The organism is Bifidobacterium merycicum DSM 6492, assembly GCF_900129045.1.
GTDB classification, from domain to species: Bacteria; Actinomycetota; Actinomycetes; order Actinomycetales; family Bifidobacteriaceae; genus Bifidobacterium; species Bifidobacterium merycicum.
The window spans coordinates 54,864-76,104 of sequence record NZ_FQTX01000001.1 but is presented as its reverse complement, the minus strand read 5'-3'; the positions used below and the strand labels follow the sequence as shown (position 1 = coordinate 76,104).

The 21,241-nt window shown below is 62.7% G+C and carries 19 protein-coding genes and 1 tRNA gene; 8 read left to right on the top strand and 12 right to left on the bottom strand.

Features of this window, described 5'->3' with window-relative positions:
- Positions 1-79: 79 nt before the first annotated feature.
- A complete protein-coding gene (locus BUB29_RS00370) occupies positions 80-1,234 on the top strand; it encodes a nucleoside hydrolase (RefSeq protein WP_033523091.1) in 1,155 nt (384 codons plus the stop codon).
- A 98-nt stretch (positions 1,235-1,332) separates the two neighbouring features.
- Here the strand turns inward: BUB29_RS00370 and BUB29_RS00365 are convergent, their stop codons facing one another.
- On the bottom strand, positions 1,333-2,175 hold the full coding sequence (locus BUB29_RS00365) for a type IV toxin-antitoxin system AbiEi family antitoxin domain-containing protein (RefSeq protein ID WP_234356107.1): 843 nt from the start codon (positions 2,173-2,175) through the stop codon (positions 1,333-1,335).
- On the opposite strand from BUB29_RS00365, the gene BUB29_RS09980 reads away from it, so the two are divergent.
- A complete protein-coding gene (locus BUB29_RS09980) occupies positions 2,164-2,547 on the top strand; it encodes a hypothetical protein (RefSeq protein WP_234356108.1) in 384 nt (127 codons plus the stop codon). The genes BUB29_RS00365 and BUB29_RS09980 overlap by 12 nt on opposite strands.
- A 32-nt stretch (positions 2,548-2,579) precedes the next feature.
- Here the strand turns inward: BUB29_RS09980 and BUB29_RS00355 are convergent, their stop codons facing one another.
- The 6 genes from BUB29_RS00355 to BUB29_RS00330 all read right to left on the bottom strand — a co-directional run bounded on the left by BUB29_RS00355 (position 2,580) and on the right by BUB29_RS00330 (position 10,266).
- Positions 2,580-3,371 (bottom strand): isoprenyl transferase, encoded by a 792-nt coding sequence (locus BUB29_RS00355; protein ID WP_033523095.1) that lies wholly within the window; start codon positions 3,369-3,371, stop codon positions 2,580-2,582.
- Positions 3,372-3,429: 58 nt separating this feature from the next.
- Entirely contained in the window at positions 3,430-4,152 is a 723-nt protein-coding gene (gene recO / locus BUB29_RS00350) for a DNA repair protein RecO (RefSeq protein ID WP_033523096.1), read from the bottom strand.
- 96 nt (positions 4,153-4,248) lie between these two features.
- Entirely contained in the window at positions 4,249-5,931 is a 1,683-nt protein-coding gene (locus BUB29_RS00345; RefSeq protein WP_162178563.1) for an alpha/beta hydrolase family protein, read from the bottom strand.
- Between the two features lie 201 nt (positions 5,932-6,132).
- On the bottom strand, positions 6,133-7,347 hold the full coding sequence (gene ispG / locus BUB29_RS00340) for a flavodoxin-dependent (E)-4-hydroxy-3-methylbut-2-enyl-diphosphate synthase (RefSeq protein WP_033523098.1): 1,215 nt from the start codon (positions 7,345-7,347) through the stop codon (positions 6,133-6,135).
- 85 nt (positions 7,348-7,432) lie between these two features.
- Positions 7,433-8,617: a 1-deoxy-D-xylulose-5-phosphate reductoisomerase gene (dxr, locus tag BUB29_RS00335; RefSeq protein WP_033523154.1), complete on the bottom strand. Its 1,185-nt coding sequence runs from the start codon at positions 8,615-8,617 to the stop codon at positions 7,433-7,435.
- Positions 8,617-10,266 (bottom strand): DivIVA domain-containing protein, encoded by a 1,650-nt coding sequence (locus BUB29_RS00330; protein WP_051914936.1) that lies wholly within the window; start codon positions 10,264-10,266, stop codon positions 8,617-8,619. The genes dxr and BUB29_RS00330 overlap by 1 nt, the downstream gene beginning before the upstream one ends.
- A 158-nt stretch (positions 10,267-10,424) precedes the next feature.
- Between BUB29_RS00330 and BUB29_RS00325 the strand changes: the two genes are divergently transcribed.
- Positions 10,425-10,498 (top strand) — tRNA-Val (locus BUB29_RS00325).
- Between the two features lie 170 nt (positions 10,499-10,668).
- On the opposite strand, the gene BUB29_RS00320 is transcribed toward BUB29_RS00325, so the two are convergent.
- Together BUB29_RS00320 and BUB29_RS00315 are read right to left on the bottom strand one after the other, a co-directional pair.
- Positions 10,669-11,085 carry a DUF3052 domain-containing protein gene (locus BUB29_RS00320; RefSeq protein WP_107315276.1) on the bottom strand — a complete coding sequence of 139 codons (417 nt, stop codon included), beginning with the start codon at positions 11,083-11,085 and terminating at the stop codon, positions 10,669-10,671.
- A gap of 54 nt (positions 11,086-11,139) precedes the next feature.
- Entirely contained in the window at positions 11,140-11,991 is an 852-nt protein-coding gene (locus BUB29_RS00315; RefSeq protein ID WP_234356109.1) for a YlbL family protein, read from the bottom strand.
- Between the two features lie 131 nt (positions 11,992-12,122).
- On the opposite strand from BUB29_RS00315, the gene BUB29_RS00310 reads away from it, so the two are divergent.
- Complete coding sequence (locus BUB29_RS00310; RefSeq protein WP_033523100.1) at positions 12,123-13,766, top strand: zinc-dependent metalloprotease; 1,644 nt, start codon at positions 12,123-12,125, stop codon at positions 13,764-13,766.
- A gap of 192 nt (positions 13,767-13,958) precedes the next feature.
- Here the strand turns inward: BUB29_RS00310 and BUB29_RS00305 are convergent, their stop codons facing one another.
- Positions 13,959-15,479: an ATP-dependent helicase gene (locus BUB29_RS00305; RefSeq protein ID WP_033523101.1), complete on the bottom strand. Its 1,521-nt coding sequence runs from the start codon at positions 15,477-15,479 to the stop codon at positions 13,959-13,961.
- Positions 15,480-15,612: 133 nt separating this feature from the next.
- On the opposite strand from BUB29_RS00305, the gene BUB29_RS00300 reads away from it, so the two are divergent.
- Both BUB29_RS00300 and BUB29_RS00295 read left to right on the top strand, forming a co-directional pair.
- A complete protein-coding gene (locus BUB29_RS00300) occupies positions 15,613-17,091 on the top strand; it encodes a phosphotransferase (RefSeq protein ID WP_033523102.1) in 1,479 nt (492 codons plus the stop codon).
- An 80-nt stretch (positions 17,092-17,171) separates the two neighbouring features.
- Entirely contained in the window at positions 17,172-17,396 is a 225-nt protein-coding gene (locus BUB29_RS00295; RefSeq protein WP_033523104.1) for a DUF3107 domain-containing protein, read from the top strand.
- Positions 17,397-17,536: 140 nt separating this feature from the next.
- Here the strand turns inward: BUB29_RS00295 and BUB29_RS00290 are convergent, their stop codons facing one another.
- Positions 17,537-18,418, bottom strand: a complete 882-nt coding sequence (locus tag BUB29_RS00290) for a PHP domain-containing protein (RefSeq protein WP_033523105.1) — start codon at positions 18,416-18,418, stop codon at positions 17,537-17,539.
- A 107-nt stretch (positions 18,419-18,525) separates the two neighbouring features.
- Between BUB29_RS00290 and BUB29_RS00285 the strand changes: the two genes are divergently transcribed.
- Complete coding sequence (locus BUB29_RS00285) at positions 18,526-19,200, top strand: vitamin K epoxide reductase family protein (protein ID WP_051914933.1); 675 nt, start codon at positions 18,526-18,528, stop codon at positions 19,198-19,200.
- A 134-nt stretch (positions 19,201-19,334) separates the two neighbouring features.
- Here the strand turns inward: BUB29_RS00285 and dapF are convergent, their stop codons facing one another.
- Positions 19,335-20,225, bottom strand: coding sequence for a diaminopimelate epimerase (dapF, locus tag BUB29_RS00280; protein WP_033523106.1), 891 nt, complete (start codon positions 20,223-20,225; stop codon positions 19,335-19,337).
- Between the two features lie 96 nt (positions 20,226-20,321).
- Here dapF and murI point away from each other — a divergent pair, with 96 nt between their 5' ends.
- Complete coding sequence (murI, locus tag BUB29_RS00275; RefSeq protein WP_033523107.1) at positions 20,322-21,101, top strand: glutamate racemase; 780 nt, start codon at positions 20,322-20,324, stop codon at positions 21,099-21,101.
- The last annotated feature ends 140 nt before the right edge of the window (positions 21,102-21,241 follow it).

Genomic DNA, 21,241 nt, shown 5'->3' with positions numbered 1-21,241 from the left:
GCGCTGCGCCATGCCCCGTGCAATCCAGCAACCCGGCCCAGCTGCGACGTATCGGCACGACACCGCTAAGGAGACGATCATGAACAGCACACGCCTGATCCTCAGCATGGATACCGGCATCGATGACGCGCTTGCGCTCGCATATCTCTCGACGTTCAACGATATCGACGTGCTTGGCGTGATCGGCACGTACGGCAACGTCTCGGTCGGCACCGCCGTGCGCAACACGGCGTATGTGCTGGGATTGCTCGGAATGGGCGATGTGCCGGTGCTGCGCGGATCGAACGGCCCGTCATGGGCCGACTGGTTCATCCCCGATGCCGGATGCGCCCAATTCCATGGAACCGACGGATTGGGCGGTTTCGGCCCCGGAACCGATGAGCGTCCCGCGGCAACGTGCCACGACGGTTGTCCGGCGATTGAGGCCGGCGGGCTTACCGTTTCGGTCGGCGGATACACGGTGGACGATCCGCATGCGAACCCCGCGTATCCCGTCGATTCCGTACGCGGGCGCGAAACCGACGATCGGTTGTCTCCCGGCGTACGGTTCATCATCGATCAGGTACGACGGTATGGCCATGACGTGACGGTCGTGGCGACCGGGCCGTTGACCGATGTCGATGCGGCGTTCACCGCGGCGCCTGATATCGCGCCGCTGCTCAGGCTGGTGATGATGGGCGGCACGCTCACCCAGGAGGGGAATTGCTGGGATCTGACCGCGGAAACGAACATCATCCAGGATCCGGAGGCGGCGGACCGCGTATTCCATTCCGGCGCGGACATCACCATGGTCGGCTTGGACGTGACGCATCAGTGCCTGATAGGCACGGCCGCCACCCGATCCTGGCGTGAAGCCGCCACCAGCAGGCCTGCGTGCGCATCCGATGAGACTTCCCTCCCCCGCCCGGAAACGCTGCGATTCCTAGCCGACATCGCGGATTTCTCCATCGCCGCCAATCTCCGGGCCGACGCACGCCTGTTCTCGTCCGGTATGCCGTTGCATGATCCGCTCGCCGTGGCCGTAGCCCTCGACCAGATGCTCGTCTCCTGCATCGACCTGCCGATGAAGGTCGAAACCGAATCCGGCGACTTCCATGGCACACGCGGGCGCACCATCGGCGATCCGGAGGGCCTGATCGACCCTCAAGCGCCCCGCGTCCATGTGGCGCTGCATGTCGACGCCGCGCGGTTCGTCGGCGAATTCACGGCACGTATCGGCGGCATGCTCGGCTAGCCCTGGCCCGCTCTTAACGAAATCCGTGATTGGGCGGTCGAAATGGACGAATTCAGCCCCGATTTCGTCCATTTCGACCGCACTACCCGCGCACAGGGCTACTTTCCCCGCATCCGTCGCGGCACGCGGGCCGTTTCCAGCCGCCTCGACAATGTCCACGGATCATCCAAATCCGAATAGTACATGCGTACCATATCCACCCCACTCCCCTTCAGGCACTCCTGCCGGTCACGCTCATCATCCACAACTTGCCTGATCGTGCGCCCCGAAGTCATCGACGGATCCACGAATTTCCGCACCCCATCGAATTCCCCGGCAATCAGAGTGCCATCCTCGCGCACCCACAGGAAATCCACTCTGTGCACGCGACCGGGATGCGACCGGCATGGGAATTCAACCTGAAGACGATGCACCGGGAAACCCATATCATGCAGCACCGCACGGCACTCCGATTCCCCACCGTTCTCGCTTGTGCCATCACCCAAGGCGATTATGGAGCGAACACGTTCACGATCACGCAGCATCGGCAGGGAATCCACATATGCCAACAGCGATTCCTTGCCGATCCGCCCTTGACGCAGCGCGGCATCGATCGGCGCCAGCGCATAGCGGAACGGCATCGTCGACGCGCAATCGACGAGCGTGCGTTGGATCGACGTCACCTTCACACCGTCGATGATCACCGCATCGGGATCGGACAGCGCATGATACCGTATCGTCGCCTGGTTCTTCGCACGTCTGCTCTTGCCCACCGCGACATGAATCGGACGCAATTGCCGATATGAACATTCCAAGCCGTGCATGATCGCCGCGCTCGCCCCGCAGAACACCCATTGCTCATGCCATCGCCCCAGCGAACGCATGATATGGCGGATCTGTTCGTGGGGATCCAACTGTTCCCAATACTCCTTCACCGCATACAGGCCGCGATGAACCCGCACAATGCTCCCCTGCTTGACTCGCCGCGCGACCACCTTGATGTCGGTGTCCCAGAACGGCCGCATGCAGCATCGTTCCCGCTGCGCCTTCGCAATCAGGAGATTCAAGGAATGATGTTGCTCTTTTTCACCCATTTGCGCAGTCTAAACGCTTACCTTGCCCGAGAACAAGTCGCGTTGGCGGTCGGATGCACGGATGCGATTCGCGATTGTGCGGTTCATTCGGATGAAATCCGCGATTGGGCGGTTGAAATGGACGAATTCAGCCCGGATTTCGTCCGAATGGGTAGCCAATTGCCGGATTTCGTCCGAATGAACCGCCCAGTGGGGCGAATGTGCGGATTGTGTGCGGACGGATACGAGAACGGGCGGTGACGCGTCACAACGCATCAGCCGCCCGCAGCATATCACTTCTTCACGCCGCCGAATCTGCGATCGCGGTGGATGTAGTGGTCGATGGAACGCCACAGCACCTCACGCCCGCAATCCGGAAACAGTTCGGGCACGAAATCAAGCTCAGCGTAAGCCGCTTCCCACGGCAGGAAGTTGGAGGTGCGCTGCTCGCCGGACGTACGGATCACCAGATCGCAGTCGGGAATGTCCGGGTTGTACAGATGCTCGGCGATCATCTTCTCGGTCACGCGATCGCCGGAGATCTTGCCGTCGCGCACTTCACGGGCGATGGCGGCGCAAGCGTCGGCGATTTCGGCGCGACCACCGTAGTTCAGGCAGAACACCACGTCGATGGTCGTATTGTTTTTGGTGCGTTCCTCCGCGGCCTGCAGTTCGTCGATCACCGACTTCCACAGCTTCGGCTTGCGGCCCGACCAGCGCACGCGCACGCCCCACTCGTCCATCTGCGCCACACGGCGATGGATGATGTCACGCGAGAAACCCATGAGGAAGCGCACTTCCTGCGGGCTGCGCTTCCAGTTTTCGGTGGAGAACGTGTACAGCGACAGGTATCTCACGCCGGCTTCGATGGCGCCGGCGATAGTATCGAACACCACCGGTTCGGCCGCCTGATGCCCTTCGGTGCGGATCATTCCGCGCTGCTGCGCCCACCGGCCGTTGCCGTCCATGATCACGCCCACATGGCGCGGAACCTTGTTCTTGGGAAAATCGGGGATGCGCGACGGGTCGGAGAAGGGCGCCGCCGGAACGCTCAACGAAGTGTAATCGACGTTTTCGAAAGTCATAGTTCCCCAATGTAGCAACCCGACGGAACGAATACGGCCAAAGCTCCTGTCACGGCGATCAGGTTCCCGTGACCCGCATGGACCGCAACGGTCGTTCAAGATAGTATTCCGCCCATTCCTCGACGATCGCCCGCGTCTGCGGCAGAAGATCACCGCTCGCGTCGAGCTCCGGCCAGTCGCCTTCCGTCAACGCCTCCAATTCGGCGCGGACGGGCAGCGGTATCGGCTCCGAACCCGGCGTATGATGCGTGGCGCACAGCATGCCGCCGTCCGCCACGGAGAAATGCGTGACGTCGCGATTGTCACACACCATGCATGAGGCGAGACGCGGCGTCCAGCCGGCGAGCGCGAGGGCGCGCATCACATAGGAGGATGAGATGAGCGTCGGCGCGTGCGCATGTTTGGCGAGCGCGTTGAGCGCGCCGGCCAGCAACCGGTATTGCGCCGGAACGTATTCGTTTTCGGCGGAGACGAGTTTGTCGGCGGTTTCGGCGATGACGTTGGCGGCGGCGTATGAATCGTAGTCGGCGCAGATGGGACCCGCGTAAGCGGAGATGGATTCGGCTTGGGAGATCGTGTCGAGCGTACGCCCTTCGGCAATAAGCACGTCCACGCGCATGAACGGTTCGAGCCTGCCGCCGAATCGTGATTTGGCACGGCGTACGCCTTTGGCGACGGCACGGACCTTGCCGTGGTCGCGGGTGAGCATGGTGATGATGCGATCCGCCTCGCCGAGTTTGGCGGTGCGCAGCACCACTCCCTCATCGTGGTAGAGAGCCATGAATCCGACCTTTCAGTACACCTTCGACACCGCCGACACCGTCAACACCATCAGCGCAATGCCGACACGCCTTCAAACGCGCATTCCGCCACGCCGTCAGTACACGAACAACCCCCAGAAGGCGAAGAAGAACAGGATGTACATCATGGTCGCCGCGGTAAGCCAGAACAGCACGCGCGCGAATCTGGTCGAGGCGATCACCGGCTCCTCCCCGCGCACCATTCTGCGGATGGGATCGCCGCGCAACGGCCAACGCAGCACCCCTTGACGCGCGGCGGCTTCGATGAGACGCGTGAACACGCGCGACCAAGCCAGTACGACGAGCACGCACACCACTTTGATCACGGGCCAACTCCATTGGATCATGCCGGGAGTATCCGTCGGCGCCGCGCCCCACGCCAAGTGCACCACGGCCATGACCACCTGGAACAGGCCCGCCACGAACAGCAGCAGCGTCGCGAACGTGGCCACGGTCAAAACGACGAGCACATTGTCAAGCCCGTGGGCGAAACCCAACGGATGCCTGACGCCTCGACCCCGCCCGCGAATCCAACGCACCAGGGCGATCAGCCACATGACGCCCGTGGCGACGAGCAGAAGCAGCATACTCGCATGCAGCACGATGCCATACACGGTTCCGGTCCGCCGCGGCTGCAGGTCATGCGGCACGGCGATGGATTGGAAGATCGCACTGCCCGCCACCCGTTCGCTGGTCTGTGCAAGCCCCTGCACGGTGCCTTCCACCCAGGCGGTCATATCGGTGACGTATTCGTCGGCGAGCAACGTACCGGTCTGTGCCTCGTCGCCGAGCCTGAGCACATGATTGGCCACCGGATAGCTGCGTACGGTCACGTCCCGGTTGCCTGATGCGCGCGCCTTGGCGAAGATGCGTTTCACACCCTCAACTTGGGCGGTCATCACATCCTTGGAACCGTAAGCCACGAATGTGGGAATGGAGTAGGCATGCGATTCGGGCAGGTCGAGATCGAAATTATCCAACCCGAGCATGGCGGTGTCGGCGCTGAACACGCGGCGCACAATCGACTGGTACCCTTCGTTCGCCCCGGCGAGCGCGAAATCCTGCGACACGAAGAAGCCCAACGATTCGCGCGGTGAGAACACCATGGGGCTGAGCAGCACCTGGAAGGCAACATCGGGGTCGTTTTCCAGCAGATATTGGGAGATCCACGTGGATTCCGACGTGGCGTAGATGCCGACCTTGCCGCCATCCACATTGTCGAAACCGCGCAGCAGGTTGATCGCGTCGTCGTAAACGCGGGCGGATGCCGGGTAATCGCGGTTCACATCCGTGGTGTCCCATGCGGGCTTGTCGATCACCGCGGTGACGAGACCGGCCGATGCGAGCGTTTCCGCGACATCGCCGAACGAATTGTAGGCGGTGCCGAATCCCGCGCCATGCATGAACACCGCGCCGGGGTGTTTGCCCGTGGCCCCGACCGGTTCCCGGATCAGCACGGTGATGGTCTGCGTGCATTGGTCGCCTTTGCCGCTCACATTCCACGTGCTGTCCGCACTCTCATCGACTTTCACGGAACGCGCCTTGCCCACCTGGTTGCCGTTACGGTCCACGGTGATGCTGAGCGCGCGCTCGCGGACTTGATAATCGCCGGGTTCGGGCAGGTCGGCCGTGCCGTCGCCGTTCGACGAGGCGAAGGTGACGGCGGTGTCGTTGGCGAGGGTGGCGATGGTCTGGCCGGTCGGATTATTGTTCCATGGCACGGTGGTGAGACTGGATATGCCGATGAGCAGGCCCATCATCACGATGAAGATCGGCAGGCCGACGGCGAGTCGGCGCCATACCGGCCAGGCTTGGGAACGTTCGTCTGATGCTTCACCGTTGCTCAACACAGGTCTCATTGTAGGGAGTCCCGCCAACCTGATGCGCGCACCTTCCGGGCCGATACCGAACCGCCCCGGCCTTGGTTCGGGCTCGGGGCGGCGGTTGGGCAGGTCAGTAGATCAGTTGCCGGCTTGGTGACCGGGATTCTGGATAGGTACCACGACCGGTCCGGTGGAGTTGGCGGGCACCTGGCCGTCCGCCTCCATCTGCGCGGCGATTTCCTGCGCCTTGGTGAGCAGCGTTTCGACGATCTGATCCTCGGACACGGTCTGGATCACCTTGCCTTTGATGAAGATCTGCCCCTTGCCGTTGCCGGATGCCACGCCGAGATCGGCTTCACGGGCCTCGCCAGGACCGTTCACGATGCAGCCCATCACCGCCACGCGGATCGGCGCGGTGACGTCCTTCAATCCTTCGGTCACGGCGGAGGCGAGCTGGATCACATCGACTTGGGCGCGACCGCAGCTCGGGCAGGAGATGATGTCGAATTTGCGCGGTCTCAATCCCATGTATTCGAGCAGCTTGCAGCCGACCTTCACCTCTTCGACGGGCGGCGCGGACAGCGAAACGCGAATCGTGTCGCCGATGCCTTCGGCGAGCAGCGCGCCGAACGCCAGGCAGGATTTGATGGTCCCCTGCCAGGCCGGGCCGGCCTCGGTCACGCCGAGGTGCAGCGGCCAGTCGCCTTTGGAGGCGAGCAGACGGTAGGTTTCCACCATGGTGATCACGTCATGGTGTTTGACGGAGATCTTGAAATCCTTGAATCCCACGTCCTCGAACATGTGCGCTTCCTTGAGCGCGGAGGCGACCAGCGCCTCGGGGGTGGGACCGCCGTACTTGGCGTACAGTTCCTTGTCGAGCGAGCCGGCGTTCACGCCGATGCGCAGCGAGATGCCCGCATCGGTCGCGGCCTTGCAGATCGAGGGGCCGACTTCGTCGAACTTGCGGATGTTGCCGGGGTTCACGCGCACGGCGGCGCAGCCGGCATCAATCGCCTGGAACACGTATTTGCTTTGGAAATGGATGTCCGCGATCACTGGAATGGGTGATTTCGCGCAGATTTCAGGCAATGCGTCGGCATCGTCCTGACTGGGTACGGCGACGCGCACGATATCGCATCCGGCCGCGGTCAGTTCAGCGATCTGGCGCAGCGTCGCGGGCACGTCCGCGGTGACCGTATTGGTCATGGACTGCACGGAGATGGGGGCACCGCCACCGACTGGCACCGGTCCTACCATGATGCGGCGGGACTTGCGGCGCGGATGCAACGGGCTTTCGCTGGTCAGGGCGACGGGGTCGCCGGTCGGACGGAACGGCTTTTCGGTTTCTGCCATGGGTTTCGATACTCGCAATTCTTGCATTGACGGACAATGCCATGCGCGCGGGGTCGCCCGCGCACATGGGTCACTCACGCATGGGTCACTGTTGACGGTTTATCAAATCATCGGCGCGACGGCGAGCTTCAAGCTCGACTTGGCCCATTTCCTCCACGTCCGTGAACTTCGGTGCACCGCGCAGTTCGGCATCCATCTCGTCGAGCACGGCCTTGACCGTGTCCACGATGCCCAGGTATGGCAGACGATGGTCGAGGAAGGCGTGCACGGCCTGTTCGTTCGCCGCGTTCAGCACGGCGGTATGCTTTTCGGATGCCGCGAGGCAGTGGCGTGCAAGCGAAACCGCGGGGAACGCCTCGTCATCCAACGGTTCGAAGGTCCATTGCGCGGCCTTGGTCCAGTCGCAGGCGGCCGCGACATCGCCCAGACGGTCGGGGGCGGACAGGCCGAGCGCGATGGGCAGGCGCATGTCGGGCGGGGATGCCTGGCTGATGGTGGCGCCGTCGACGAATTCCACCATGGAATGCACGATGGATTGCGGGTGGACGGTCACCGCGATGCGTTCGGGCGGAATATCGAACAGGCGGCTCGCCTCGATGACTTCCAATCCCTTGTTCATCAGCGTGGATGAATTGATGGTGACGACCGGGCCCATATGCCAGGTCGGATGGTTCAGCGCCTGTTCGGGCGTGATGTCGGTCATCTGTTCGCGCGTCCAGCCGCGGAACGGACCGCCGGACGCTGTGACGATGAGTCGGGCGACCTCGGCGTGGGTGCCGGCACGCAGCGACTGCCAGATCGCGGAATGCTCGGAATCGACGGGGTTGATCTGCTTTTCGCGGATCTGCGCGTCGAACAGCAGATGACCGCCCGCCACCACAGATTCCTTGTTGGCGAGGGCGAGCTGGGAGCCGGCCTGCAACGCGGCGATGGAGGGTTCCAGACCGATGGATCCGGTGATGCCGTTGAGCACCACGTCGGCACCCGAACCGGCCAATCCGATCACAGCGTCGGGTCCGGCCTGAATGTCGGTGCCGGTCGCGCCGGCCTGATCGAGCGCTTCGCGTAGCGGCTTGGCCGCCCGTTCATCGAACACCGCCACCAGCGGAACATGGAACCGCGCCGCCTGCTGGGCGAGTAGTTCGACGTGTGCTCCCCCGGCCGCAAGCCCGGTGACGGTGAAACGTTCCGGATGTCTGGAAATGACGTCAAGCCCTTGGGTGCCGATGGAACCGGTGGACCCGAGGACGACAACGGTATTGCTGTGAATCACTGCTCTTTCTTTTCGTCATCGAATGTGGGGAACGACAGGTCGGGGATTTCGACTCCGGGGAAATTGAAGTTGAACTTCACGCCGTCGCCGTCACCGTCGTTGCCGCTTGCCTGCGCGTCATCGGCGTTCACGGGCTTGAAGGTCGGGAACGCGGTGGATGCGAACGGGCTGGGCGCGTCGAGGCTCGGAACCTTGGGCACGAAGCTCTTCTCCTCGATCTTCGGCAGTTCCTGGGAGACCTCGGCCATGTGGGCCAGCGAAGCCAGGGAGGAGCTGGGGTTCTCGACGGGAGCCGCAGGAGCCGCAGAGGCCGCGGGAGCTACAGGCTCAGCGGGCGCTGCGGGTTCCGCGGGAGCTGCGGGTTCCGCGGCCGCCGGCTGGGTCGGCGCGAACATGGCGTCTTCGGAAACATAGGATGTCTGCGGTTGGAAAATCGAAGGCGCTTCCGTGACGCCCGGCTGTACGGGAGCGGCCGCGGGCTGCATTTCAGCGGCGACCTGACCGAAATCGACGGCATGCTGGCCGAAGATGGATTGGGAAGCTTCATCATGATTGTCGACCGACTGGGTCGGCTGGGCTGCTTCGGGCACTTCGGGAGTGAACAGCGGCGCGGTTGCGGGCTGTTCGGCGGCAGGCTGTTCGGATACGGCCGGGGTCTCATGCTGCGGCACCGCGAAGGACGGCGGAAGCGTGGAAGCGGAGGCATCGGACAGCTGCTGGGGGAAGATGCTCGGGGTCGTGGGCGCGGCAGGTGCGGCATCCGTGGCAGGCTCGTCTTCGGTGGATGCGGCGGTCTGCGCGAACAGACTCTGTTCCGCCTGGCTGACCGCATTGAACGTGGAGTCGGAGGCCGCGCCGGCGGCGGCAGCCGGTTCGAAGCTCGGCGCATGCAGCGATTCGCTGACCGCGGACTGGAATTCCGCATCCTTGGAAATCAGCGGCTCGTTGCCGTCACCCCGGTTGGCCGGAGCGACGGCCGCCATGCCGGGCACTGCGATGCCGTCACCCTCGCCGGGTGCGATACGGTCGGAAATGCGGGCGTAGGATTCGATGCGGCTCAGCAGTTGCACGCAGGAATTCAGGAAGTAGTCGACCTGACGCTCGTCATACCCGCGCTTGCCCTTGCGCTGGGTGAACACGGAATTGGCCACCGCTTCGGCGGTGATTTTGTCGTATCCCTTGATGTCTTCCTTGGAGATGCCGTCGATGCCGAGTTCCGCGGCGCACTTGTCGACGACCTTATCGGCCAGCTTGTCGACCTGCTTGCGGTCGTAGGACGGCACGTGCGGCTCGCCGGAGCTGAAACGCTCGCCGACGGCACGTCCGACATGACGGGCGACGTCATGGTACAGATCCTCGGTCTGCGCCTTCCAGGCGACGCGACCATGCTGGGAGATCTCGCATGCGGTCTGCTTGTCGACCACGGCACGCTCCAAACGGGCCAGCGTGGCGTCGACCTGCGCGATGACATAACCGCCGCGGGTCAGATCGAAGGAGACGTTTTGAATATCGCGCTGCGTCAGCTGCACACCATCCTCGTCGTACAGCGCGTGCGCATGTTCCAGAAACTCATCCACCTGATCGGGATCATAACCCCACTTGCGCTTCCCGGCCCTGGGGATTGAAGCTTCAGACTGCTGAGCCATAGTCTACCGACCTCCTAGAGGAACAAACATACTCTGTTCCACTTTACGTGGGCGTTGAGACTCATGCATCACCCCGACCGGGCAACGCGCCGAAGCTTCCGCCAAGTTCTCCCGAAGGCCACAGGTTCGTCATGGGTTACGCTATGGTATTGGGGAGCGGGCGATTAGCTCAGTTGGTTAGAGCGCCACCTTTACACGGTGGATGTCGGGGGTTCGAGTCCCTCATCGCCCACAATAAACCCCTTGGAACCGCAGGATTCCAAGGGGTTTCCTATATTCCCGGCTGTTTCCCCCGTCCCATATGTGCAGGTACAGCCGCATATGCAAAACGGGGAACGGCCCGAAGGTCGTTCCCCGTCGCAACGTATCGATTTCAAAAGAAGGCCGGAGCTATGCCGCCCCTCACCTGCCCTTGCCGTAGGCACGCAGGCGGATGCCGTTCCAATCACCGCTCACCGTCAACGGTGTGGCGGCGTTCATGCCGGCGGTCTTGGCCGCGGACTGCACGGTGCTGGAGCTTGCCGCCCCCGGACGCCCCGGCTTCGGGGTCAGCACCCACAGCGGGCCGTCATCGCCAAGCACGGCGTAGGCATCGACGATGGTATCGGAAAGCTCATCCTCGTCATCGCCGTCCCGCCACCATAGAATCACACCATCCACGGCGGAACCGTAATCCTCATCGACGAGTTCCTCGCCCGTCAGCTCTTCAATCTTCTCTCGGATGGAATCGTCCACGTCGTCATCCCACAGCCATTCCTGCACGATGTCGCCGCGTTCAAATCCAAATTCTTCAGCGTTCTGCGATGCCGTTTGATTCACAAAACCTAAGAATAGCAACATGTGGCGAAATACGCGGGTAACTTTCCATGTTTTTCACTCCTCGCCTTCGTTCGCCGTCCCGACGGTGCAGTGGGGCAGCGACGCGCCCTTCCCCTCACCGATGGCGACGAGCGCATCATAGGCCTCATCGAGAGTGGACACGGCCACGTCGCGCAGGCCTTCGGGAACATGGCCCGCCACGTCGTCGCAATTGCCTTTCGGCGCAAGGAACCATGTGGCACCGTCACGTTTGGCGCCGAGCATCTTCAAACGGATGCCGCCGATCTCGCCCACCTTGCCTTTGGCGTCGATGGTTCCCGTGCCCGCAATGACCTTGCCGCCGGTCTCGTCCTGCGGGGTGAGCTTGTCGATCAGGCCGAGCGCGTACATCATGCCCGCGGACGGCCCGCCGATATCGTCCACATGCATGGTCGCCTTCACCGAGGAAACGTCGATTCCCTTGCTGTTCAACAGTCGTTTCGCCGCTTTGATGGCGTCCTTCTGCGAATCGTCCATCTCCTTGGCGCTTTCCTTCTCGTACTCGTCGGCGGTCTGGCCGGTGGGGACCACGACCTCCCTGGGCATCACGACGGCATGCGGGTCGATCAGGGACCACAGCACTTCGGCATTGGTCACCGGGTAGCCGGGCAGGCCGCTCGCATTCACCGTGGTCAGCAGCAGTTCACCCTTGCTCGCATACGTTTTGCCTTTCGACACGGCGATGACCTGCTTGCCGCCGCTGGAGCCGAGCACGTTCTGCGTGGGGCCGGGCGCTTCCACCGAATAGGCGCTGGGCAGGCACAGCACGACGACGGAAAGCGCGATCGCGATCAGACCGGCGAGATAACGCGGCGAACGCGCACGGAAATATCGCACAATGCGTGAAGGTATCGAGGTAAGCGACATACCGTGCATACTACACATGCACACTGGAAACGTCCGGCATGGTTCTTCCACGCCGAACGTGAAAACGGGTGAGGCACACTCTACTATGTGTGTATCGACCATACATCCGCAAGGAATCGGGGACATCCATCATGGACGAAAACGCATTTCACGAATGGCTTATCACTTGCTTCGGCAAGGAGCAGGGCGAGGCTGCATGGCAGCAGATCTCCCAGCTGCCTGAATCGATCCGCGAGCAGCTGCTGAGTCAGGATCCGAGTACGCTGCCCAATCCCGCCGAGGTGCAGCAGCTGATGAGCATGTTCACCGCGGGCGGGCTCAATACCGTGAACGAGATGCAGCAAACCGTGCAGGACGGCCCCATCAACGTGAAGCTCGCGAAGACGCTGGCATTGCAGCATGCGAATGCCGACGGTTCGCGCACCAGCGTCAGCGCCGAGGATGGCGCCGCGGTGCGCAGGGCCATGAGCGAGGCGAATCTGTGGCTTGACAGCGCTTGCGAGTTCGCGCCTCCCGCTGGGGAACCGCAGGCTTTGACGCGCGCCGGCTGGGTCGAGGGCACGTTGGACGCCTGGGTGAAGTTCGCGGGGCCGATCGCCTCCTCGATGGGCGATGCGTTGGCTTCGGTGATCTCCGAACGCCTCGGCGATTCGTTCCATGGCGAGATCGCGGGCATGTTCGCAGGCCCTGTTCCGATTCCGATTCCCGAGAATATGAAGGACCCGGCCCAGCTCATCAAACTGTTGGGCAACACGTCCTTCGCCATGCAGCTCGGCCACGCGGCGGGCGTGCTCAGCCGCGAGGTGCACGGCGGCTTCGATCAGGGCATCGCATTGCTGTCCAATCCGGCCGGCGCGCTGGTGGCGCAGAACGTGGAGGAGTATGCGAAGTCGTTGAACAGCAATGTCGAGGATTCCTTCGACAGCATTTCCGAAGAGGCGCTGAAGAACGCCGGTACGGATGCCGATACGGACGGGAACGGCCAGGCAGGCGCGGCGAATGCCGGCGATACGCCTGACGGGAACGACGGGAACACCGCGATGGACGCGCAGACCGAGGCGCTATTCGATGAGATCGTCCGCCCCGACCCGATTCCACAGGGTGAGGTGATGACGTTCCTCGCGTTGCGCGAGGCGGCGCACGCGCGTCTGTTCTCCGCGGTTCCGTGGCTGACGCCGCGTTTCGAGGCGCTGATCGGCAAGTATGCGCGGGGCATTTCCATCGACCTGGATGCGATGGAGGAACAGTTGCGCGATGTGGAGGGCTTCGACCCCGATTCCATTTCCGGCGCGGTCGATCTGACCAAGGTCGGTATTCCGGATACGCCCGAACAGCGTCAGGCCATGGCGTCCATCGAATCGATGCTGGCCTTGGTGGAAGGATGGGTCGACTGCGTGGTGTGGCGTGCCGGCATGGCTCACCTGCCCCATATCGAACAACTCAGCGAAATGGCCCGGAGGGAACGCGCCACGGGTGGTCCTGCGGAGCGCACGTTCGAAAGTCTGCTCGGCATGGAGTTGCGCCCCAAGCGCATGCGCGAGGCCGCCGACCTGTGGTCGATGATTACCTCGGCGGACGGCGCCGAGGCCCGTGACGCCATGTGGGCGCATCCCGATCTGCTGCCTTCGCTTGATGGCGGTGAAGACGGGTCCGGGCAAACCGGCACATCGCAATCCCCCACCGATCAGCCGTCCAGCGGCAATGATTGGGATGCCGAACTGTCCAAGCTGCTCGGCGAGGAAGGCGATGCCGGCACGGACGGCGAACAGGGCTGATTTTTCGGCATCCGAAACAATGAAACACTATGGAAACGGGGTTCCGACGATATGGCATCGTCGGAACCCCGTTTCCGTATTGTCGTCGTCCTTGCCGTCATCGCCCGAGCGGCCCGAACGGCCCGAACCGCTCAAGCAACCTGAACGGCCCAAGCAACCTGAACGGCTCGAATAGCGCCCGAACCGCGCCGCCTAGCTGAGGAAACGGCTCAGACTGCGCTGCCGCTCACCCATGCCGTCCTTGGATCGGGCGTACGACATGTGCAGGGTGTCTTCGGCTCGCGTGATCGCCACGTACATCAGCCGACGCTCCTCCTCCAACGCATCGTCGTCCTGGGCGTACCCGTACGGCAGCAGGCCCTCGGAGCATCCGATCACAAACACATGCTTGAATTCCAAACCTTTCGCGGCATGGATGGTGGAAACCGTGACCTTGCCGAGTTTGCGCGTCGTCTCGTCATCGTGCTCCCGCATCGTGTCGGCCAACGCGAGCTGCCCGGCGGCTTCGAGATCCGCCACCGATGACGAGGCCGTCCACCCGGAGTCACGGCGCACGCGATATCCCAACCGCACGGCGCGCAACGCGCTGCAACACGCGGCCTGCTGGGCGTTGATGCGCGTCAGGATCGCGCAATCCGAAGGATTCGCCCCATCCGCCACCAGTTTCGCGATGCGCATGGCGACACCCTGTGCTTCCAGAGCGTCCGTCTCATACACTTTGCGCGACACCCTGGCGCCGTTCCCACGAGCGGAACTCAACCGCAGATAATCACGTCTCATGGGCGAGGCGGCGAGCACACGGTTGGCGTAGTTCACCACCTGCGGCGTGGAACGGTAATCCGTGCCGAGCCGGATGTCGGCGGACAAGGGTTTGAATTCGTCCGCGAACGCGAGCAGATCGTAGCTTGACGCGCCGGCGAACGAGTAAATGGTCTGGGCGGGGTCGCCCACCACGCACACGTTGCGGTTATCGCCCAGCCATAGGCGCATCAGCCGGTGCTGCAACGGCGACACGTCCTGATACTCGTCCACGGTGAGCCAGCCAATGGATTTACGGACACGGGCGGCCTGCTCGTCGAATTCCTCCAGCACATGGCACATCATGAGCAGGATGTCGTCGAAATCCATTTCGCCACGAGCGGCCTTTTCAAGCTCGTACGCGTCGTAGATGTCAGCGAAACGCGACGCCTCGATGCCAGCCGGTGTGCACCGTTCGACCGCGACCGCCACGCGCTCCACCTCGCCCGGCGCAACCAGGGAGATCTTCGCCCAGTTGATTTCGTCACGTACCGCACGAACCGTGATGTCATCCATATCGTCGGTAAGGCCGACCCTGCGCATGGCACGTCTGGTGATGTCACGCGTATCCTCGACGAGATGCGGGAACGGCGCCTCGCACACGTCGGGCCAGACGCGACGCAGCTGCCGCAATGCGGCGGAGTGGAATGTGGACGCCGTGACCTGATCGCCCACGCCCAAGGATTCGAGTCGTACACGCATTTCGGCGGCGGCTTTGACGGAGAAGGTCACCGCGAGCACGCGCGACGCCTCCCACTCCCCGCTCACGCAGGCGTGGGCGATGCGCCGGGTCACGGTCCGGGTCTTGCCCGCGCCCGCGCCAGCTATGATGCGCACCGGTCCGCTCAGCGCCGTCGCCGCGGCCAGCTGCGCATCATCCAACCCTTCAAGCAGCTCGTCGTCCATGTTCCCCATTGTGGCAAGCGGTATGCCCACGCATCCACGATTGGACAAAAATCGGCTCAGTAATGCCCATTCTCGGCCATGTTTGCCGGTTCCGGGCGCTCATATGTATTAGTGTGGAAGGGTGACTGAACGAAACGAATTCATGATGGCTGCACTGACCTCCGCCGCCATGCCCTCCATCGTCGTGGCCGGCGTGTTCGCCGGAACCACGCATGCGCTTGACATCGATCAGGCGCAGGTGCGCGATGCATCGGGCACCGTGTACGACGTGTACGCCACCAATAGCGATCAAGGGCGAAAGCTGTTGGCCTCGCGCGTGAAGGCGTCGCACGCGCTTTCGACGATCAGGGAATCCGGCGGCTTCGGATTCTCGCTGGGCCGTGTGCTTTCCTTCGCTCCCGGCACCGATTCCAAGGGGCCCACCGGGGATACCGCGGTGATGGTGATGCGCCATCAGGACGGTGTGGAAACGCCTCTTGACGAGCTGACCTCGAACCAATGTTCCGCGATGGGCACCGCCATCGGCGCGATTCACCGCCTACGCCCCGATTTCATGCAGGAGGCCGGCTATCCGATCTTCGTCACCGGGCAGATTCGTGCCCAGCTCACCGCATGGATCAAACGACTGCGCAACGCCGGTCATGTGCCGAGCGAGATCACGACGAGTTGGGCCCGCATCATGGATACGGAAGGCCTGTGGTCGTTCTCGACGTGCATGGTGCACGGCGGGTTCGAAAACGGCGACGTTCGGTTCAGCGGTTCGACGATCACCGCGGTGAACAACTGGCAGAACATGCAGGTCAACGATCCGGCACGCGATCTGGCTTGGATTTTCTCGAAACTCGATGAGGAACGCCGCAACGCCGTTCTCACCGCCTACGGACGCATGATGGGCAACAGGCTCGATGATCTGATCATGCTGCGCGCCAACCTGTGGGTGCAGATGGAGCAGGTGGGCGATTTCATCCGTGCGCTGAACAATGCCGACAACGACAAGATCATCCAGTTCAAGGCCCAGGTGGATCGTCTCGCGCATCAGCTCGGGGTGAGTGTAAGAGATGCTCGCCCGTCCAACGCCAATACGCTGAAGCCCTCGGCCGGCAAGCATCCTTCCACGATCACGGTGGGTACGCTGTTGCGCGACGATGAGCGGAACGCGCGTTCGGCCGACCGGCTCATGGATCCCGACGATACGATCGATCCGGATCACACCGGTTCGTCCAATATCGCATCCGCCAATGCCGCGTTGGAATCCGACAGCACCGCAAGCGGTAGGGTCGCAAGCGCTCCGCTACCTGATATTCCGCCGATTTCCTCGGCCACCATCGCATTGGATCGCATGGATGACGAAACCAATGACACGCAGGTGTCGCCCGACGGAGACACGGTGAGCGACGACACGAACGAGCATCACATCGTGGTGCATCGTGCGAATGCGGGTACGAGCGCCGATGCGCCGCGTACCGAGCAACCGCAACGCTTCTCGGTGCCGAACCTCAATGTACCGGCGACCGAGGTGATTCCGTTGCTGGAACGCGAGGAACGCGCGTTGCAGGATGCGCGGACCGGGCTGGACGCCTCCGACGTGACGAACGAACGGAAAATCACGCCGCAAGCGTAATCATCGATGCGCTTTTCGCCATGGGCGAGCAGAATAAAGCCTCAAACAGGACAAACAGGACAACGATCAAGGAGCAATCAATGGATATCGAACTGGGCATCCGGAACGTGGCGCGTGCCGTCACCTTCAGCACCGAGGAATCCGCCGATGCGGTCAACGCCGCCATCAGCACCGCGGTGAGCGAGGACAAGCCGATCGTGCTGAACGACGACAAGGGCCGTAGGATCATCGTTCCCGCCGGAGCGCTCGGCTATGCGATCGTCGGTTCCGAAACCAAGCACGCCGTCGGTTTCGGCGCGCTCTGACGGTTCGCCGCCACGATTCTGGCGGCGTATGACGCGAAAACGCGATGGGGTCCTTCCTGATGGAAGGACCCCATTCGTATATCGATTCCGGATTGCGTATCGGCTTCGAATCGTACTCACCGCACAATCCCGCCCATGACTCAGACGAGCGGAATGGCGCCGCGTTCCACGATCCGCCGAACCGTGGCCGCATCGGTCAGGTTCTCCCCCAACCTGTTCGGCTTGCCCTCGCCATGCCAATCGGAGCCGCCGGTGACCAACAGATCACGTCGGCGAGCGATATCGAGCAGACGCCGACGCTGATCGGGTTCATTGCCGCGATGCCACACTTCGAGCCCATCCAATCCGGCGTCGGCGAGCGCGTCGATGCGTTCATCGGACAGCAGCGTGCTGTTCCTGCGCCGATCACCGGGATGGGCGAGGATGATCACGCCTCCGGCCTGTTTGACGGTCCGTGTCACTTCGATGGCCGTCGGCGAAGGCGTGGGAATGTAGTATTTCGATTGCGCGCTCACCGCGCCTGCGAACGCTTCGCTGCGATTCCGGTAGACGCCTGCGGCGACCAGCGCATCCGCGATATGCGGCCTGCCGACCGTGGTCCGCTCCCCTTCCCGAACCTGCCGTTCGACCATCTGCCAGGTGATGGGGAAATCGCGGGCCATGAGTTCGACCATCGTCCGTGTGCGTTGGAGACGTTTGCGCCTGGTGGTCGCGAACATGTTGACGAGGCGCTCATTGGTCGGATCGTATTGCAAGCCGAGCATGTGCACGCTGACATCACCGTCCGCCGCGGTGATCTCCGTGCCGCGCAGCAACGGCAATCCCAGCCGTTGCGCCGCTTCCACGGCATCGCCCCATCCGGCGCTCGTATCATGATCGGTGATCGCGACGCCTTCCAAACCGATCCGCACCGCTTGGGCCACCATGCCTTCCGGTGTCATCGTGCCATCCGAAAACGCGGTATGGCAGTGGATATCCCATCCTGCCGCCGGCGGTTCGGCGGGAATCTCATAGCGTGTCATGACCCCTATCGTAGCCCACTGTTAAGCTCGTTCCGCAGCACCGCGGAGGAGCGCTCCGCCGATTCAACGAGGAAACACGACAAGGAAGAACACGGAAAGGAACGATTATGGGAGAAGAGACGGCGCATATCCAGCCGGGCATCGAACCGGATATCGAACGCAGACCACGCGGATGGCGTCATAGCGCCACTTGGGTATATCTGGTCATGCTGGTGGCGTCGGCCGTGGCGTTGGCCGTATCGTTCATCCTGAGCGCGGACACGTTGAAACTGGCCCGCAACCCCAACCAACAGCTGGGCTGCGATGTGAACGCCGTGCTCTCCTGCTCCACTGTGGCGCAATCCTGGCAGGCGGAAATCGTGAAATTCGGCGGTCTGAGCTACCCGAACGCGTTCTTCGGCATCGCCGCCGAATCCGTGTTCGTCACCATCGCCGTGATCGGCTTGGCGCGCATCGCCGTGCCGCGCTGGTTCGCAGCCTGCACGTGGCTGGGCGGCCTCGCGGCGCTCGCGTATTCGTATTGGTTGACGTCCCAGTCGCTGTTCGTGATTCAGGCGCTGTGCCCGTGGTGCATGGTGCTGATGTTCTCCACGACCATCCAGTTCATCGCGTTGTCGCATGCGACGGTTGTGGTGCAGGAGCTGCCACCGCGCAAGGAGGGCATGGCTCGCGGGCTTGATACGTATTACCGCCTGAATTATGACCTGATGGTTGATGTGGTGTGGATTCTCGCGTTACTCGCGATCATCATGGTCAAGGATGGTCCGATGATATTCCGCTGAGCCGCGTGATTCACGTTTGCGGGTATGCGAGGGCCGCGCACCGGTTGATGCCGATGCGCGGCCCTCGTCGTTTCCACTGCGGGATTCGCAACGTGATTTGCCACGGAATTGGTTATGGAACTCCAACGACGGGACTACAGCAGTGTGATATCGCCCACCAGGGTCGCGGAACCGGTGAGCTTCACGTCCGTGTCACTCACGTCGATGCGCAGCACGCCGCCGCGCACGGTGATCGTCCAATGATCAATGCCGGTTTTGGCGCGAAGCGTGACCGCCGTGGCGCACAGGCCCGTACCGCAGGACAACGTTTCGCCACATCCACGTTCGTTGACGCGCATGGTCGCCGTGCCTTCGCCGGCTTCGGCGTCCATCGAGTCGATGCGCACGAATTCCACGTTCTGATCGGATTCCAGCACGGGGGCGACCACCGGCTTGGTCACCAAATCAAGGTCTTCCACCGCGGGAAGCGTGGCCTTGCCGTCCTCCAGCACCGCCACGACATGCGGATTGCCCATGTCCACGTAGGTGCCGCGGGCGGACCCCGGCGTGCCCGGTATCGTCACGTCGAAAGCATCGAGTTCGCCGCGCTTCCACGCGCCCATCTCCACGCGGAACACGTTATGGCCGAGGCGCTCATCGTCGTCGAGCGAGGTGAGGATCTTCACGCCGGCGCGGGTGCCGAGACGGAACGCGTCGCCCGAAGCGTAGCCACGGTCGTAGGCGAACAGTGTGATGGCACGTGTGCCGTTGCCGCACATCTGGGCCAGGGAACCGTCGGCATTGCGGTAATCCATGAACCATTCGGTTCCGGACTCACGGCATTCGGCGACCTGCTCGGGTGTCAGATCGGACACATCCTCGGGGTGCGCGAGACGGATCACGCCGTCCCCGCCAATGCCGAAATGCCGGTCGTCGAGGAAGCGCACCTCGTCGGGGGTCGGCTCGAAACGCCCTTCGGGATCGGCATATACGACGAAATCGTTGCCGGTGGCATGCGTTTTGGTGACTTGCTGCGGAATACTCATGCGCCCCACCCTACCCGTCGGCGCGGATGGGACGAGTAGTCTAGAAGTGGTCAGAAGCGGTCGTTTGGACGATCGGACGGACGGAAAGGGACGCATATGAGCTCAACGGCGCCGATCGGCGTTTTCGATTCAGGTCTCGGCGGGATTTCGGTGGTCCGTCAGATCGCGCAGGACATGCCGAACGAGAAGGTGCTGTATTTCGGTGATTCCGCCAACGCACCGTATGGCATCAAAACCCCCGAACAGGTGCGTGAACTGAGTTTCGCCATCGTGGAACAATTTGTGAAACAGGGCGTGAAGGCCGTGGTCATCGCCTGCAATACCGCCACATCGGCTGCGGCGGATGCGTTGCGCGAAACGCACGATATCCCGATCATCGGCATGGAACCGGCGCTCAAGGTCGCCTGCGACCGTGGGCACGGCCAGCGGCAGCGCATCATCGTCGCCGCCACCCCGCTCACCCTGCGCGAACGCAAGTTCGCCAAGCTCATGGACCGGTTCAAAGCCGATCACACGATTTTCCCCGAACCCTGCCCCGGTCTTGTGGAAATCGTCGAACAGGGCCTTCTCGACGAGCATGACACCGTGATGAACGCCTTGCACGGCTATTTCGGCGCCTACGATCTGCAGACCATCGACGCCGTGGTGCTCGGATGCACGCATTTCGTGTTCTACCGTGACTATTTCCGCGAACTGCTGCCGGATGGCGCCGCGATCATCGACGGCAACGAGGGCACCGTGCGCCACTTGCACGTGGTATTGGAATCGTTGGGCAAGCTTGCACCGGAAGACGCCCAGGGCAGCGTGGAACTCGCCAATTCCGACGGTTCCGAGCGCATCGCCGAATTAGCTTCGACGCTGCTGCATCGCAGCTAGCCGCAGACAGCGGACTCGCGTCCCTGCATGGCCTATGCCATACGGGAAAATGTCCGCCGACACGGCATAAGCTTTGGGAAAAACGCGCCTCACGCAATGTGGGCGAGCAGATAACAGGCAAGGCCATTCAGGGAGGGGCA

Coding starts and splice junctions, on each gene's coding strand:
- BUB29_RS00370 (WP_033523091.1), top strand. CDS start 80: ATGAACAGCACACGCCTGATCCTCAGCATGGATACCGGCATCGATGAC.
- BUB29_RS09980 (WP_234356108.1), top strand. CDS start 2,164: ATGAACCCGCACAATGCTCCCCTGCTTGACTCGCCGCGCGACCACCTT.
- BUB29_RS00355 (WP_033523095.1), bottom strand. CDS start 3,371: ATGACTTTCGAAAACGTCGATTACACTTCGTTGAGCGTTCCGGCGGCG.
- recO (WP_033523096.1), bottom strand. CDS start 4,152: ATGGCTCTCTACCACGATGAGGGAGTGGTGCTGCGCACCGCCAAACTC.
- BUB29_RS00345 (WP_162178563.1), bottom strand. CDS start 5,931: ATGATGGGCCTGCTCATCGGCATATCCAGTCTCACCACCGTGCCATGG.
- ispG (WP_033523098.1), bottom strand. CDS start 7,347: ATGGCAGAAACCGAAAAGCCGTTCCGTCCGACCGGCGACCCCGTCGCC.
- BUB29_RS00330 (WP_051914936.1), bottom strand. CDS start 10,266: ATGGCTCAGCAGTCTGAAGCTTCAATCCCCAGGGCCGGGAAGCGCAAG.
- BUB29_RS00315 (WP_234356109.1), bottom strand. CDS start 11,991: ATGTCGCTTACCTCGATACCTTCACGCATTGTGCGATATTTCCGTGCG.
- BUB29_RS00310 (WP_033523100.1), top strand. CDS start 12,123: ATGGACGAAAACGCATTTCACGAATGGCTTATCACTTGCTTCGGCAAG.
- BUB29_RS00305 (WP_033523101.1), bottom strand. CDS start 15,479: ATGGGGAACATGGACGACGAGCTGCTTGAAGGGTTGGATGATGCGCAG.
- BUB29_RS00300 (WP_033523102.1), top strand. CDS start 15,613: ATGATGGCTGCACTGACCTCCGCCGCCATGCCCTCCATCGTCGTGGCC.
- BUB29_RS00295 (WP_033523104.1), top strand. CDS start 17,172: ATGGATATCGAACTGGGCATCCGGAACGTGGCGCGTGCCGTCACCTTC.
- BUB29_RS00290 (WP_033523105.1), bottom strand. CDS start 18,418: ATGACACGCTATGAGATTCCCGCCGAACCGCCGGCGGCAGGATGGGAT.
- BUB29_RS00285 (WP_051914933.1), top strand. CDS start 18,526: ATGGGAGAAGAGACGGCGCATATCCAGCCGGGCATCGAACCGGATATC.
- dapF (WP_033523106.1), bottom strand. CDS start 20,225: ATGAGTATTCCGCAGCAAGTCACCAAAACGCATGCCACCGGCAACGAT.
- murI (WP_033523107.1), top strand. CDS start 20,322: ATGAGCTCAACGGCGCCGATCGGCGTTTTCGATTCAGGTCTCGGCGGG.